10 protein-coding genes and 2 tRNA genes are annotated in these 12,912 nt (G+C 67.5%); 3 read left to right on the forward strand and 9 right to left on the reverse strand.

The features are described from left to right. The first annotated feature begins 260 nt into the window (after positions 1–260). Positions 261–2,975: an ATP-binding protein gene (locus tag ACTJJK_RS22215; RefSeq protein ID WP_440731276.1), complete on the forward strand. Its 2,715-nt coding sequence runs from the start codon at positions 261–263 to the stop codon at positions 2,973–2,975. Continuing rightward, the gene (locus tag ACTJJK_RS22220) at positions 2,972–3,694 is read left to right on the forward strand and encodes a response regulator (RefSeq protein WP_223619404.1); all 723 of its coding nucleotides are present in this window, start codon (positions 2,972–2,974) and stop codon (positions 3,692–3,694) included. The genes ACTJJK_RS22215 and ACTJJK_RS22220 overlap by 4 nt, the downstream gene beginning before the upstream one ends. Positions 3,695–4,393: 699 nt before the next feature. Here the strand turns inward: ACTJJK_RS22220 and ACTJJK_RS22225 are convergent. The 8 genes from ACTJJK_RS22225 to lexA all read right to left on the reverse strand — a co-directional run bounded on the left by ACTJJK_RS22225 (position 4,394) and on the right by lexA (position 10,986). After that, positions 4,394–4,470: transfer RNA gene (locus tag ACTJJK_RS22225), tRNA-Arg, on the reverse strand. A 131-nt stretch (positions 4,471–4,601) separates the two neighbouring features. After that, positions 4,602–4,694, reverse strand: a tRNA-Ser gene (locus ACTJJK_RS22230). A 66-nt stretch (positions 4,695–4,760) separates the two neighbouring features. Further along, a complete protein-coding gene (csrA, locus tag ACTJJK_RS22235) occupies positions 4,761–4,964 on the reverse strand; it encodes a carbon storage regulator CsrA (RefSeq protein ID WP_031371770.1) in 204 nt (67 codons plus the stop codon). A 144-nt stretch (positions 4,965–5,108) separates the two neighbouring features. Next, on the reverse strand, positions 5,109–7,742 hold the full coding sequence (alaS, locus tag ACTJJK_RS22240; protein WP_440731277.1) for an alanine--tRNA ligase: 2,634 nt from the start codon (positions 7,740–7,742) through the stop codon (positions 5,109–5,111). Positions 7,743–7,906: 164 nt separating this feature from the next. After that, a complete protein-coding gene (recX, locus tag ACTJJK_RS22245) occupies positions 7,907–8,416 on the reverse strand; it encodes a recombination regulator RecX (protein WP_440731278.1) in 510 nt (169 codons plus the stop codon). A gap of 617 nt (positions 8,417–9,033) precedes the next feature. Next, positions 9,034–10,059, reverse strand: coding sequence for a recombinase RecA (recA, locus tag ACTJJK_RS22250; protein WP_031371767.1), 1,026 nt, complete (start codon positions 10,057–10,059; stop codon positions 9,034–9,036). A gap of 37 nt (positions 10,060–10,096) precedes the next feature. Further along, the gene (locus ACTJJK_RS22255) at positions 10,097–10,330 is read right to left on the reverse strand and encodes a hypothetical protein (RefSeq protein ID WP_031371766.1); all 234 of its coding nucleotides are present in this window, start codon (positions 10,328–10,330) and stop codon (positions 10,097–10,099) included. Further along, positions 10,330–10,986 (reverse strand): transcriptional repressor LexA, encoded by a 657-nt coding sequence (lexA, locus tag ACTJJK_RS22260; RefSeq protein WP_223619402.1) that lies wholly within the window; start codon positions 10,984–10,986, stop codon positions 10,330–10,332. The genes ACTJJK_RS22255 and lexA overlap by 1 nt, the downstream gene beginning before the upstream one ends. A gap of 120 nt (positions 10,987–11,106) precedes the next feature. Here lexA and ACTJJK_RS22265 point away from each other — a divergent pair, with 120 nt between their 5' ends. Further along, the gene (locus ACTJJK_RS22265; protein ID WP_223619401.1) at positions 11,107–12,048 is read left to right on the forward strand and encodes a bifunctional helix-turn-helix transcriptional regulator/GNAT family N-acetyltransferase; all 942 of its coding nucleotides are present in this window, start codon (positions 11,107–11,109) and stop codon (positions 12,046–12,048) included. Positions 12,049–12,222: 174 nt separating this feature from the next. Here the strand turns inward: ACTJJK_RS22265 and ACTJJK_RS22270 are convergent, their stop codons facing one another. After that, positions 12,223–12,723: a CinA family protein gene (locus tag ACTJJK_RS22270; protein ID WP_031371763.1), complete on the reverse strand. Its 501-nt coding sequence runs from the start codon at positions 12,721–12,723 to the stop codon at positions 12,223–12,225. Between the last annotated feature and the right edge of the window lie 189 nt (positions 12,724–12,912).

A 12,912-nucleotide genomic window follows, 5' to 3' on the forward strand; every position in this document is an offset into this window, starting at 1 on the left:
TTTTCCGATAAGACGTCCCTGTCTTATCGGAAAACGCCGCACGTCCTGTGCGGCGCCCTCCGGGTCTACGGTTGCATCGCTAGTTCGGAACTACGCCAAGCTCATCAAAGCAACAGCAACAGCCACAGCAAGACTAGAGCCGAGGCTAAAAATCGGAGCGAACTGCCAGCCGCGCCCCCTACAGAAACGACACGTCCACAACCTCAAACCGCCCCCCCATCACTACACCTCCCTCACCCACTCAGCGCACAATCCCCCTCATGACCGACCCGCGCAGCGCCCAAGCCGATGCCCTCATGGGCGAACTGCAACGTCAGGGCGCCGGGCGGCTGACGATCTTCCTCGGCGCCGCGCCCGGGGTCGGCAAGACCTACGCCATGCTCGGGCGGGCACGCGAGTTGCAACGCCGCGGGACCGATGTGGTCGTCGCCATCGTCGAAACCCACGGACGCGCCGAAACCGGCGCGCTGGTCGAAGGGCTCGACGTGTTGCCGCGCAAGCGCCTGGACTATCAGGGGCGTGCGCTCGATGAGATGGACCTCGACGCCGTGCTCGCGCGCAAGCCCACGGTCGCGCTGGTCGACGAGCTCGCACACCGCAATGCCCCGGGCAGCCGCCACGAGCGGCGCTGGCAGGACGTGCTGGAACTGCTCGACGCCGGCATCGACGTCTACACGACGATCAACATCCAGCACCTGGAAAGCCTCAACGACGTCATCCACCGCATCACCGGCGTACGGGTCAGCGAGACCGTCCCGGATGCGCTGTTCGACCGCCTGCGCGACATCGTCCTGGTCGATCTGCCGCCGCGCGAGCTGATCGAGCGCTTGCAGCAGGGCAAGGTCTACGTGCCCGAGCAGGCCGCGCACGCCTTGCAGGCGTTCTTCTCGCCGTCGAACCTGACGGCCTTGCGCGAACTGGCGATGCAGACCGCCGCCGATCGCGTCGACAGCGATCTGCGCGAGGCCCAGACCGCGCGCGGCCTGCCCGGGGTGCCGCTGCGGCGGGCGGTGATGGTGGCGATCGACGGCCTCGGCCAGTCGGAGTACCTGGTGCGTGTCGCGCGGCGCCTGGCCGAACGCCGCGATGCGCCCTGGCTGGTCGTCACCGTGCAGACCGGCGCCTCGCCCGACGAAGCGCGCCAGGGCGAACTCGACCGCGCCTTCGCCCTGGCGCGGCGGCTCGGCGGCGACACCGCGGTGTTGCACGGCAACAGCATCGTCGACGCCCTGCTCGACCACGGCGAACGCGCCGGCGTGTCGACCATCGTGCTCGGCCGTACCCGCGAGCGCCCGCTCGCACGCATGGTCAACCGCACCCTGACCCAGCAACTGATCCAGCGCGGCGCGCATTACGAACTGACCATCGTCAGCACGCCGGAGGCGCGCGCCCGCGCCCGCCGTTCGTTGCGCCAGAGCAGCACCTTGCTGCGCAGCCTGCTGACCCGCAGCGACGCCGGGCTGGCCGTGGTCGCCGCGACCGTGGCCACGGCGCTGGCCTGGGTCGCCGAGCGCTGGATCGGGCTCGGCGATCTGTCGCTGATCTTCATCGTCGCCGTGGTCGTGGTCGCCGCGCGCACCCGCATGACCGCGGCGGTGATCGCCTCGGTCCTGTGTTTCCTCGCCTACAACTTCTTCTTCATCGAACCGCGCTTCACCTTGCTGATCGGCGCGCGCCAGGGCGTGGCGACGGTGCTGCTGTTCCTCGCCGCGGCGCTGGTCGCCGGGCGCCTGGCCTCGAAGCTGCGCATGCAGGTGCTGGCGCTGCGCGCGTCCAACGCGCACGCCACCGAGCTGCAAACCCTCGGCCGCGAACTCGCCACCGCGGCCGACGCCGGCCAGGTCGTGCGCGCCGGCCGCGACGCGCTCAGGCGTTCGCTCGGCGTCGAGGCGTTCATTTACATCGGCACGGCGCCGCTGCGCGGCGAATCGCTGCCGGAGATGGGCGACAAGGACCGCGCCGCCGCCGACTGGAGCCTCAAGCATCGCCAATCCGCCGGGCGCTATACCGACACCCTGGCCGGCTCGGACTGGTGGCTGCTGCCGCTCAAGGGCGACGGCGCCGCCGACGCGCCAGCCGCGGGCGTGATCGGGCTGCGCTTTCCGCCGTCGCTGACCCGGCTCGGGCCCGAGCAACGGCGCCTGGCCGAAGCGATGACCGACGACGTCGCCCAGGCGGTGCTGCGTACGCGCCTGGTCGCCGACCTCGAGGACTCGCGCGTCAGCGGCGAGACCGAGCGCCTGCGCTCGGCCTTGTTGTCTTCGGTCTCGCACGACCTGCGCTCGCCGCTGGCCTCGATCATCGGCGCCGCCAGCAGCCTGGACAGCTATGCCGAGGCGATGCCGCGCGAAGACCGCCACAGCCTGCTCGAAACCATCCGCATCGAAGGCGAACGCCTCGACCGTTACATCCAGAACTTGCTCGACATGACCCGGCTCGGCCACGGCGGGCTGGCGCTCAACCGCGACTGGATCGGCGTCGACGAATTGATCGGCTCGGCGGTGACGCGCCTGCAGCGCTACGAGCCGCGTGCGCGCTTCGAACTGCGCATCGAGCCCGGCCTCGGCCCGATCTGGGTGCATCCGGCCCTGGTCGAGCAGGCGCTGTTCAACGTGATCGAAAACGCTGTGAAGTTCTCGCCGCCAGATGCGGCGGTGACGATCGATGCGCGCCGGGTCGACGGCGAGCCCGGTGCGGGCCCGGCGCAAGTGCTGCGCATCGACGTCAGCGACCGCGGCCCCGGCATTCCCGAAGACGAGCGCGCGCGCATCTTCGACATGTTCTACAGCGTCGAGCGAGGCGATCGCGGCCGCCAGGGCACCGGGCTCGGCCTGGCCATCTGCCAGGGCATGATCGGCGCCCATGGCGGCAGCGTGGTCGCCCTACCCGGCCTGGCCGACGAGCAGGGTCGCCGCGGCACCACGATCCGGATTACCCTGCCGCCCATCGAACCCGCCGTGCCCGCCGCCCCATGACCGAGGATCGCGTTCCGCCTTCCGCCACGACGCCACCCGCGCGCGTGCTGGTGATCGACGACGAGCCGCAGATCCGCAAGTTCCTCGACATAGCCCTGCGCGCGCAGGGCTATGCCGTGGAGCTGGCCGACACCGGCGGCGCCGGCCTGGAGGCCCTGGCCACGCGCGGCGCCGACCTAGTCGTGCTCGACCTCGGCCTGCCCGACCGCGACGGCCACGACGTGCTGCGCGAGCTGCGCCAGTGGTCGAGCGTGCCGGTGATCCTGCTCACCGTGCGCGCCGGCGAGACCGAGAAGGTCGCCGCGCTCGACGGCGGCGCCAACGACTACGTGACCAAGCCGTTCGGCGTACAGGAGCTCATGGCGCGCATACGCGCCCTGCTGCGCGCGCACGGCCCGCAAGGCGAGACCCTGCCGGTGTTCGACGACGGCCGCCTGCACATCGACCTGGCCCGCCGCGAGGTGAGCCTGGACGGCGAAACGGTGGTGCTGGCGCGCAAGGAATACGCCCTGCTGGCGATGCTGGTGCAACACGCCGGCCGCGTCGTCACCCAACCGCAGCTGTTGCGCGAGCTGTGGGGGCCGACCCATCAGGAAGACACCCATTACCTGCGCATCCTGGTCGGCAAATTGCGCCACAAACTCGGCGACGACGCCGCGGCGCCGCGCTACATCGCGACCGAACCTGGCGTGGGCCTGCGCTTCATCGAGAAGCGTTGAGCCGGCAAGCGTCCCCGCCTCTGTAGGAGCGGCGCCGCACGGGTATTTCCTGCGGCCATAAACCATGACATCGACCTCGCGGTTGCGAGGCCGGCTGGTGACGCGGTCGCGGCTCGCGCCGCTCCTACTCCGGTGTCGTCGCCAATACACCTCACCGCCGCGCTCAAAGGGTAGGAGCGGNGCGCCGCTCCTACCCAAGAGCAGGCGCCCCGTCAGCCGTTGCCGTTGCCGTTGCCGTTGCCGTTGCCGTTGCCGTTGCCGTGAAGAGCTTGGCGCAGTTCCGCACTCGCGATGCGATCGTAGACCCGGAGGGCGCCGCACAGGACGTGCGGCGTTTTCCGATAAGACAGGGACGTCTTATCGGAAAATCCCGGCGCAAGCTGCGTGCTCGCAGGGGAGCTTCGTCAAGGAAAGCCCTTTTCTTTGGTTACTTTTCTTTTGGGCTTAGCAAAAGAAAGTAACCCGGCCGCTTTAGCGGACGGAAGCTTTAGATCTTGATGTTGCCTTACCGCTTTGCGGCAAGAACCGCCGCGACGACAAACGACGCGGTCGCGGCTTACGCCGCTCCTACAGGGGGCTCGGCCAGTAGCGCGGCGGAGTTGATACGACGCGAACGACCGGCCATGAACAGGCGGCGGCGAACAAGAATCGCGCGCAAAGAAAAACCCGGCAATCTTGCGATTGCCGGGCTTCTTTGTATGGCGCGCCCGGAAGGATTCGAACCTCCGACCCCCAAGTTCGTAGCCTGGTGCTCTATCCAGCTGAGCTACGGGCGCTGAGTTGAAAAATTATGACGGACGTTTTTCTGTTCGTCAACATTTTCTGTTTTGCTCTTTACGTCCTCATCGACTGCGAAAACCCCGATGGATCTGCAAAGAAAAGCCGCCAGAAGCGGCTCTTTTGTAACTGGCGGAGAGTGAGGGATTCGAACCCTCGATAGAGCTTTTGACCCTATACTCCCTTAGCAGGGGAGCCCCTTCAGCCTCTCGGGCAACTCTCCGCATCACTTAACGCGGTGCGGGCGGGAAGCATAACGGCTCACCCGATTCGCAGCAAACTTTTTTTATCAGCCGCCGGTGTTCTTGCCCGAGTCGTCCGACGCATCCTCGCCGCGCTGGATGCGCTGATAGATCTCTTCGCGATGGACTGCGACATCTTTGGGTGCGGTAATACCGATACGCACCTGGTTCCCCTTGACGCCGAGCACGGTGACAGTCACCGAGTCGCCGATCATCAGGGTTTCGCCGACGCGACGCGTCAGGATCAGCATTGAAAACCTCCTCGAGCCGGCACCGCAGCGCCGGCGTTGGCATTCTTTTCCATCAGGAAGAATGCTTCAATTTGTACACAAACGTGAACCATCTTAGCGACCGGTCAAACCCGGTCGCAAGCGATAGAAGTCACTGTTCGCCATTCATACAAGCCTACTCTCAACCCACTGCGCCACGCCCGCAAGAGCCTTCGACAACGCAGGGCCGTCGTCACCGCCGCCCTGCGCCATATCCGGGCGGCCGCCGCCTTTACCGTTGATCTGACTGGCAACGTGGGCGAGCAGTTCCCCCGCCTTGACCTTGCCAGCCGCGCTTCCGTTCACTCCGGCGACCAAAGCCGCCTTACCGTCGCTGGCTCCCGCCAGCACGATTACCGCATCGCCGAGCTGCTGCTTGAGGCTGTCCACCGCCTCGCGCAACGCCTTGGCGTCAAAACCTTCCAACCGGGTCGAGACCACCCGCACCCCGCCGATCTGCGCCGCCGAGGCGGCCAGGTCGGTCGCGGCGCCGGAAGCGGCCTTGGCCTTGATCGATTCGAGCTCGCGTTCCAGCTTCTTCTGCCGGTCCAGCAGGGCCCGCAGCTTGTCGGCCACGTCGGCCGCATTGCCGCCGAGCAGGCGCGCGGCCTGCTCCAAACGCTGCTCTTCTTCGGCCACGTAGTCCAGCGCGCCCTGCCCGGTCAGCGCCTCGATCCGGCGCACGCCGGCCTGGACGCCGCTCTCGGAGACGATCTTGAACAGGCCGATGTCGCCGGTACGCGAAACGTGGGTGCCGCCGCACAGCTCGGTCGAAGCCTCGCCCATGCGCAGGACCCGCACGCGGTCGCCGTATTTCTCGCCGAACAGCGCCATCGCGCCGAACTCCAGGGCTTCCTGCATGCCCATCTGGTGGACTTCGGCCTCGTAGTTGCGGCGCACATCGGCGTTGACCTGGCGCTCGATCTCGGCGAGCTCGGCGTCGGTCATCGGGTTGAAGTGCGAGAAGTCGAAACGCAGGCGGTCCGGAGCGACCAGCGAGCCCTTCTGGGTCACATGGTCGCCGAGCAAGCGGCGCAGGGCCGCATGCAGCAGGTGGGTCGCCGAATGGTTGAGCACGGTCGCCGCGCGGCGGGCCTCGTCGACGGCGCCCAGGACGCGGTCGCCACGCTTCAGGGTGCCGGCGGTCAGCTCGCCGATGTGGCCATGGAACTGGCCGGCGAACTTCTGGGTGTCGCGGACCAGGAAGCGGGTGCCGGCTTCGTCGAGCTCGCCGGCGTCGCCGACCTGGCCGCCGCTTTCGGCGTAGAACGGGGTGCGCTCGAGGATCACCACCGCGTTGTCGCCGACCACGATCTGGTCGACCGGCATGCCGTCGCGCAGCAGGGCGACGACTTCCAGGCCGCCCTCGGTCAGACGGTCGTAGCCGAGGAATTCGGTCGGGGCGAGCTTGGCGGCGAGTTCCGCCGGCATCGTGGTCTTGCTGCCGAAGTCGGCGCCTTCGCGGCCGCCCTGCTTCTGCTTGGCCATGGCGGCGTCGTAGCCCTCCATGTCCAGAGTCAGGCCGCGCTCGCGCGCGATGTCGGCGGTCAGGTCGGTCGGGAAGCCGTAGGTATCGTAGAGGCGGAACACGTCGATGCCCGGGATCACCCCGGTCGAGCGCTCGGCCACTTCGTCGAAGATGCGCATGCCCGAATCGAGGGTCTGCGAGAAGCGTTCTTCTTCGGCCAACAGCGCGCGTTCGACGAACTCGCGCTTGGCCGCCAGCTCCGGATAGCCGTCGGCCATCACTTCGACCAGCGCCGGCACCATCAGGTGGAAGAAGGGCTTCTTCTGCCCCAGCATCCAGCCATGGCGCAGCGCGCGGCGGATGATCCGGCGCAGCACGTAGCCGCGGCCGTCGTTGGACGGCAGCACGCCGTCGACGATCAGGAAGGAACAGGCGCGGATGTGATCGGCGATCACTCGCAGCGACTTGTTCTGCAGGTCGTCGGTGCCGGTGAAACGCGCCGCGGCGGCGATCAGGTGGCGGAACAGATCGATGTCGTAGTTGCCGTGCACGCCCTGCAGCACCGCCGCCAGACGTTCCAGGCCCATGCCGGTGTCGACGCACGGCGCCGGCAACGGCAGCAGGCTGCCGTCGGGCTGGCGGTCGAACTGCATGAAGACCAGGTTCCAGATCTCGATGAAACGATCGCCGTCCTCATCGGGCGAACCCGGCGGGCCGCCGGCGATGTGGTCGCCGTGGTCGTAGAAGATTTCGGTGCAGGGGCCGCAGGGGCCGGTGTCGGCCATCTGCCAGAAGTTGTCCGAGGCGAACGGCGCACCCTTGTTGTCGCCGATGCGGACGATGCGCTCGGCCGGCACGCCGATCTTCTGGTTCCACAGCGCGTAGGCCTCGTCGTCGGTGTGATAGACCGTGACGAGCAGGCGTTCCGGCGCCAGGCCCCAGACCTGGGTCAACAGCTCCCAGGCCCAGACGATGGCGTCTTCCTTGAAGTAGTCGCCGAACGACCAGTTGCCGAGCATCTCGAAGAAGGTGTGGTGACGTGCGGTGTAGCCGACCTGATCGAGGTCGTTGTGCTTGCCGCCGGCACGCAGGCAACGCTGGACGTCGGCCGCGCGCACGTAACCCGGCTTTTCGCTGCCGAGGAATACGTTCTTGAACTGCACCATGCCCGAGTTGGTGAACAACAACGTCGGGTCGTTGGCCGGCACCAACGGTGCCGACGGCACGATGGTGTGACCTTTGCCCCGAAAGAACTCGAGGAAATCGCTGCGGATTTCAGTGGTGGTTTTCATGCCTGGGATTATTTGCCTGGTCGGGAGCGGTGCCGCTCGACCGAACCCATGCCACCACGATGGAGGCATCGACTGGAACAGGCAACCCGGGACCCGAAAGCCGCGTAGCCTAACAGGCCCGGGGGCCTTATGTGCAAGGCCGTACGGCAAATATGTCCGACCGTTCAGTCGTCGGAGCCGGAACGGTTCGCATTACGAGCCGTATCGCCGTCGAAGCCCCGCCGCATCAGCAGATCGGCGGCCTTGCGCCGCCTTGCCGGGTCGGCGGCGAAGTCCTCGCCATAGCGGCGCCGGACCAGGTCGCGGGCGTTCTGCAGCCAGTCGCCCTCATAGCTGGCCAGGGCGTCGGAGATGGTCTGGCTGTCGAGGCCGTGGGTGGCCAATTCAGCACGTATGTGCAAGGGCCCATAACCATTGCGGGCGCGGCTTCTGACCATGCTTTCGGCGAAGCGGACGTCGTTCTGCCAACCAGCCTCGGCCAACTGGGCGACCGCGGTTTCCACCTCGCCGGCGTCGAGGCCGCGGGAGGTCAGTTTGCGGGTCAATTCCTTGCGCGAATGCTCGCGGCGGGTCAGCAGGCCGAGGGCCCGCTGGGTCGGGCTCTGCTCGCGCGGCGCCCGCCGGCGCTGGCCCCGGCCCGAACCGTCAGGGCGGCTTAGACTTTCGTCGAACAGTGCACTGGGTCGATCTTCCGCGGAGGCCGGATCGAGCGGATCGGCGCCGCCCAGGGCGAGCTGCGCCTCGAAGCGGTCGGCTTCGGGCCAGGCCGAGCCGCCCGGAACGGACCGCTCCGGACCGTCGGCCTGGCCGCCGAAGCCGCTGTTTCCGGACGATTTCGAGGCGAACGGTTTCGAACCGAAGCCCTTGGAGCCGAACCGTTTCGAAGCCGACGGCTTCAAACCCGAGCGCTTCGAGCCAAAGCCGCCGGAAAACCCGCCGCGCCGGCCGGTTTCAGAAGTTGAGCGCTCGGACGTGGTGCGCTCCTCAGCCGGCCCTTCATCCGGCTCTATATCTGCATCGGCATCCGCAGCTTCGTCTGGCGACGAAAGCCGCTGCGGACGGGTCGCCGCCGGGCCCAGGGCCGACTTCGGCGCCGCATTGCCGGCTTCGATCGCACGCATCCGCGCGCGCAGCTCCTCGCGAAGCTGCGTGTCGCGGCCGGATTTGGGCATGGGCTGTCCGCCCTGCCCGTCCGGGTCTACGGCGCCGCCTTCGCGACGCCGATCGTCGTGCCGATCCGACGTCATAGAGCCTTAACCGTTCAGAGCCGGAACCATTCAGAGCCGGACGATCATTCCTCGACGGCTTCGTCGCGCGGGGCGTCGCTCGGGACGTACTTCTCGCGCAGGGTCGCTTCGAGACGGGCGGCCAGCTCGGGGTTCTCCTTGAGGTACTGGCGGGCGTTTTCCTTGCCCTGGCCGATGCGCTCGTCGCCGCAGCTGTACCAGGCGCCCGACTTCTCGACCAACTTGGCTTCCACGCCCATGTCGATCAGTTCGCCTTCGCGCGAGATGCCTTCGCCGTAGAGGATCTCGGTCAGGACCTGCTTGAACGGCGGGGCCAGCTTGTTCTTGACGACCTTGATCTTGGTCTGGTTGCCGATGATCTCGTCGCCCTTCTTGATCGCGCCGATGCGGCGGATGTCCAGGCGCACCGAGGCGTAGAACTTGAGCGCGTTGCCGCCGGTGGTCACTTCCGGGCTCTGGCCCGGCATCATCACGCCGATCTTCATGCGCAGCTGGTTGATGAAGATCACCAGAGTGTTGGAGCGCTTGATGTTGCCGGTCAGCTTGCGCAGCGCCTGGCTCATCAGACGGGCCTGCAGGCCCGGCAGCTGGTCGCCCATTTCGCCTTCGATTTCGGCCTTCGGGGTCAGCGCGGCGACCGAGTCGACCACCACCATGTCCACCGCGGCCGAACGCACCAGCATGTCGGCGATTTCGAGCGCCTGCTCGCCGGTGTCGGGCTGCGAGACCAGCAGATCGTCGATGTTGACGCCGAGCTTGCCGGCGTAGATCGGGTCGAGCGCGTGCTCGGCGTCGATGAAGGCCGCCGTGCCGCCCTTCTTCTGGCACTCGGCGATGGCCTGCAGGGTCAGCGTGGTCTTGCCCGAGGATTCCGGACCATAGATTTCGACGACGCGACCCTTGGGCAGGCCACCGATGCCGAGGGCGATGTCGAGCATCAACGAGCCGGTGCCGATGACTTCGGCGGCTTCGACGGCGCGGTCGCCCATGCGCATCACCGAGCCCTTGCCGAACTGCTTTTCGATCTGGCTAAGAGCGGCGGAAAGGGCGCGCTTTTTGTTCTCGTCCATGGTGGTGTCCTTAAGTCGTGTCGTGGTGAGAGGGAAGTTAGAGGAGGCGGATCGCAGAGGCTGAGACCGCGTCGCCTGGAAGCAAATTATCGCTCGCCGCAGCGGCGGTCAGCCGGGCGGCCGCTTGTGCCGGGGTCGGATTTCCCCGCGAAAACGCCGCGGAAATCGACTCGTCCAGGCCTTGCAGGGCAGCTTGTGCGGCCGGCACGGCGGCGCAGGCGCGCACCGAGCCATAGCGATCGACATTGGGATCGGGCTTGGCGCGTGCCATCAGCGATTCGGCCGGACCAGGCCGCAGTACAGGCCCTCGATCGCGAAATCCTGATCGGGCTGGACCTCGATCGGCGCATAGTCGGGGTTGCGCGGCAGCAGGCGGATGCGGTCCTTGCCGATCTTCAGCAACTTGACGGTGATTTCGTCGTCGATGCGCGCGACCACGATCTGGCCCGAGCGCGCGTCGCGGGTGCGGTGCACGCCGATCAGGTCGCCGTCGAAAATGCCTTCGTCGCGCATCGAATCGCCCTTGACCTTGAGCAGGTAGTCCGGCGACGGGAAGAACATGTTGCGATCGAGCAGGACGTAGTTGTCGGCACCCGCGTCCGCACCGATCGGCGCCCCGGCGGCGACGCGGCCAAGCACCGGCAGGCGGATCGCCTCCTCGTTCGCCGAGCTCACGCCCATCGAGATCAGGCCCAGCTCGCGTTGCGCCTGCGGCGGCGGCTGCAACACGCGGATGCCGCGCGCCCGGCCCGGCATGCGTTCGATCGCGCCGGCGGTCTCGAGCGCATCGAGGTGGTACTGCGCCGCGCGCACGCCCTTGAAGCCGAAGGCTTTGGCGATTTCGGTCTGCGACGGCGGGAAACCCTCGGTGTCGATGCGCTCGGCGATCATCGCGAGGATGGCTTGCTGGGTGTCGGTCAGGCTCATGGTTAGTAGTATTACTACTAACAAACTACGAGGGCAAGTGTCTCCGCCAAGCATTTAATTGACAAAGTCAAACATCTAACTAGTCTGGCCTTCGTCCTGCCTATCTCTACGAGCCCCTTCATGACCGGTGCTGCCGAGACCGCCGACGTCGATGCCGTCCGCGCCTTCAACCGTTTCTATACCCGCCGGATCGGCGTGCTGCAGGAAGACCTGCTCGACAGCGCGTTCCCGCTGACCCAGGCGCGGGTGCTGTTCGAACTCGCCCAGCGCGAGCCGGTCGCCGCGCGCGAAATCGGCGAGGTGCTCGGCCTCGACCCGGGCTATCTGAGCCGCATTCTGCAGGGCTTCGCCGGCGACGGTCTGATCGACAAGGCCCGCTCCGAGCAGGACGCGCGCAGCTTCGTGCTGACTCTGTCGGCGAAAGGCCGCGAAGCCTTCGCCGCGCTCGACCGCAGCTCGCACGAGTCGACCGCGGCGATGCTGTCGGCCTTGTCGACGCTGGATCGCGACCGCTTGTTGCGCGCAATCCGCGAGGCCGAACAGGCCTTATCGACGCCGTCGCTGCCGGCTGCGCAGCGCTTGCTGGTGCGCGAGCACCGGATCGGCGACATCGGTTGGGCGATCGAACGCCACGGCCGGCTGTACGCGGACGAGTACGGCTGGAACGGCGAGTTCGAAGCCCTGGTCGCCACTTTGTTCGCGCGTTTCGCGACCCGCCATGACCCGCAATACGAGCGCTGCTGGATCGCCGAACTCGATGGCGAACGCATCGGCTGCGTGTTCGTGGTCCGCAACGAGGACGATGCCGCGACCGCGCAATTGCGCTGTCTGTTGGTCGACCCGCGCGCACGCGGCCTGGGCGTCGGCCGACGTCTCGTCGAAACCTGCATCGCCTTCGCGCGCGGCGCCGGCTATCGGCGGATGCTGCTGTGGACCAACGACGTGCTGATTTCGGCGCGGAAGATCTACGAAGGCTGCGGCTTCAGCCTGATCGAACAGGCGCCGCACCACAGCTTCGGCCATGACCTGGTCGGCCAGGTCTGGACGCGCGCGTTGGATTGATCGAGCGGGACGGATCTGAGTGAGACGGATCGAGCGGGACAGATCTGGCCGGGTCGAAGCCGGCCCACCGATGGATCGGCGTAACCGGCGCGGCGACCGAGTCGGCGGATTCGCCACGCTAGCCGGACCGGGTCGCGCCTGGCGACCACGAGTGCCGAAGCGCCCGCTGCCGCATCAGCTCGTCAGCGACTGCATCGCGTGCAGCGCCGCGGCGACGGTCTTGCGCCGCACCGCTTCGCGATCGCCGTCGAAATGGAAGACCTCGGCCATCGGGTAACCGCCGCGGCGTTTCCAGGCGATCCAGACGGTGCCGACCGGCTTGTCGTCGGTGCCGCCGCCGGGGCCGGCGATGCCGGTCACCGCGACCGCGATGGTCGCGCCGGTATTGGCCAGCGCGCCGGACACCATTTCGATCACCGTCTCGCGGCTGACCGCGCCGTATTGCTCAAGGGTCTGCGGGCGCACGCTCAGCAGCGACTGCTTGGCCTCGTAGCTGTAGGCGACGATGCCGCAGCCGAACCAGGCCGAGGAGCCGGCGATGTCGGTCAGGGTCTTGGCGATCCAGCCGCCGGTGCAGCTCTCGGCGGTGACCAGCATGTGGTGGTTGAGGCGCGCCGCCTCGCCGAGTCGTTCGGCGAGGCCACGCAGGGCGGAGTCGCTGGTATCGGGCGTCATGGCGCCACTATAACGGGCGTCGCGGACGTGGCTTTGCCTGGACGGTCGGGATCGACGGCCGATTGGCGCGCAGGCCTCCCTGTGCGGCGCGCTATCCCTGTAGGAGCGGCGTGAGCCGCGACGGGGACGCGGGGTTGCATCGGGCGGCGACGTAGTTGCGGCTACGCGGTCGCGGCTTGCGCCGCTCCT

This window comes from Lysobacter sp. 22409 (assembly GCF_052045105.1).
Classification (GTDB): domain Bacteria; phylum Pseudomonadota; class Gammaproteobacteria; order Xanthomonadales; family Xanthomonadaceae; genus Lysobacter; species Lysobacter antibioticus_B.

Excerpts from the sequence above, each read along its gene's own strand:
- recA (WP_031371767.1), bottom strand. The coding sequence starts at position 10,059 with ATGGACGAGAACAAAAAGCGCGCCCTTTCCGCCGCTCTTAGCCAGATC.
- ACTJJK_RS22255 (WP_031371766.1), bottom strand. The coding sequence starts at position 10,330 with ATGGCACGCGCCAAGCCCGATCCCAATGTCGATCGCTATGGCTCGGTG.
- ACTJJK_RS22215 (WP_440731276.1), top strand. The coding sequence starts at position 261 with ATGACCGACCCGCGCAGCGCCCAAGCCGATGCCCTCATGGGCGAACTG.
- ACTJJK_RS22270 (WP_031371763.1), bottom strand. The coding sequence starts at position 12,723 with ATGACGCCCGATACCAGCGACTCCGCCCTGCGTGGCCTCGCCGAACGA.
- lexA (WP_223619402.1), bottom strand. The coding sequence starts at position 10,986 with ATGAGCCTGACCGACACCCAGCAAGCCATCCTCGCGATGATCGCCGAG.
- ACTJJK_RS22220 (WP_223619404.1), top strand. The coding sequence starts at position 2,972 with ATGACCGAGGATCGCGTTCCGCCTTCCGCCACGACGCCACCCGCGCGC.
- csrA (WP_031371770.1), bottom strand. The coding sequence starts at position 4,964 with ATGCTGATCCTGACGCGTCGCGTCGGCGAAACCCTGATGATCGGCGAC.
- ACTJJK_RS22265 (WP_223619401.1), top strand. The coding sequence starts at position 11,107 with ATGACCGGTGCTGCCGAGACCGCCGACGTCGATGCCGTCCGCGCCTTC.
- alaS (WP_440731277.1), bottom strand. The coding sequence starts at position 7,742 with ATGAAAACCACCACTGAAATCCGCAGCGATTTCCTCGAGTTCTTTCGG.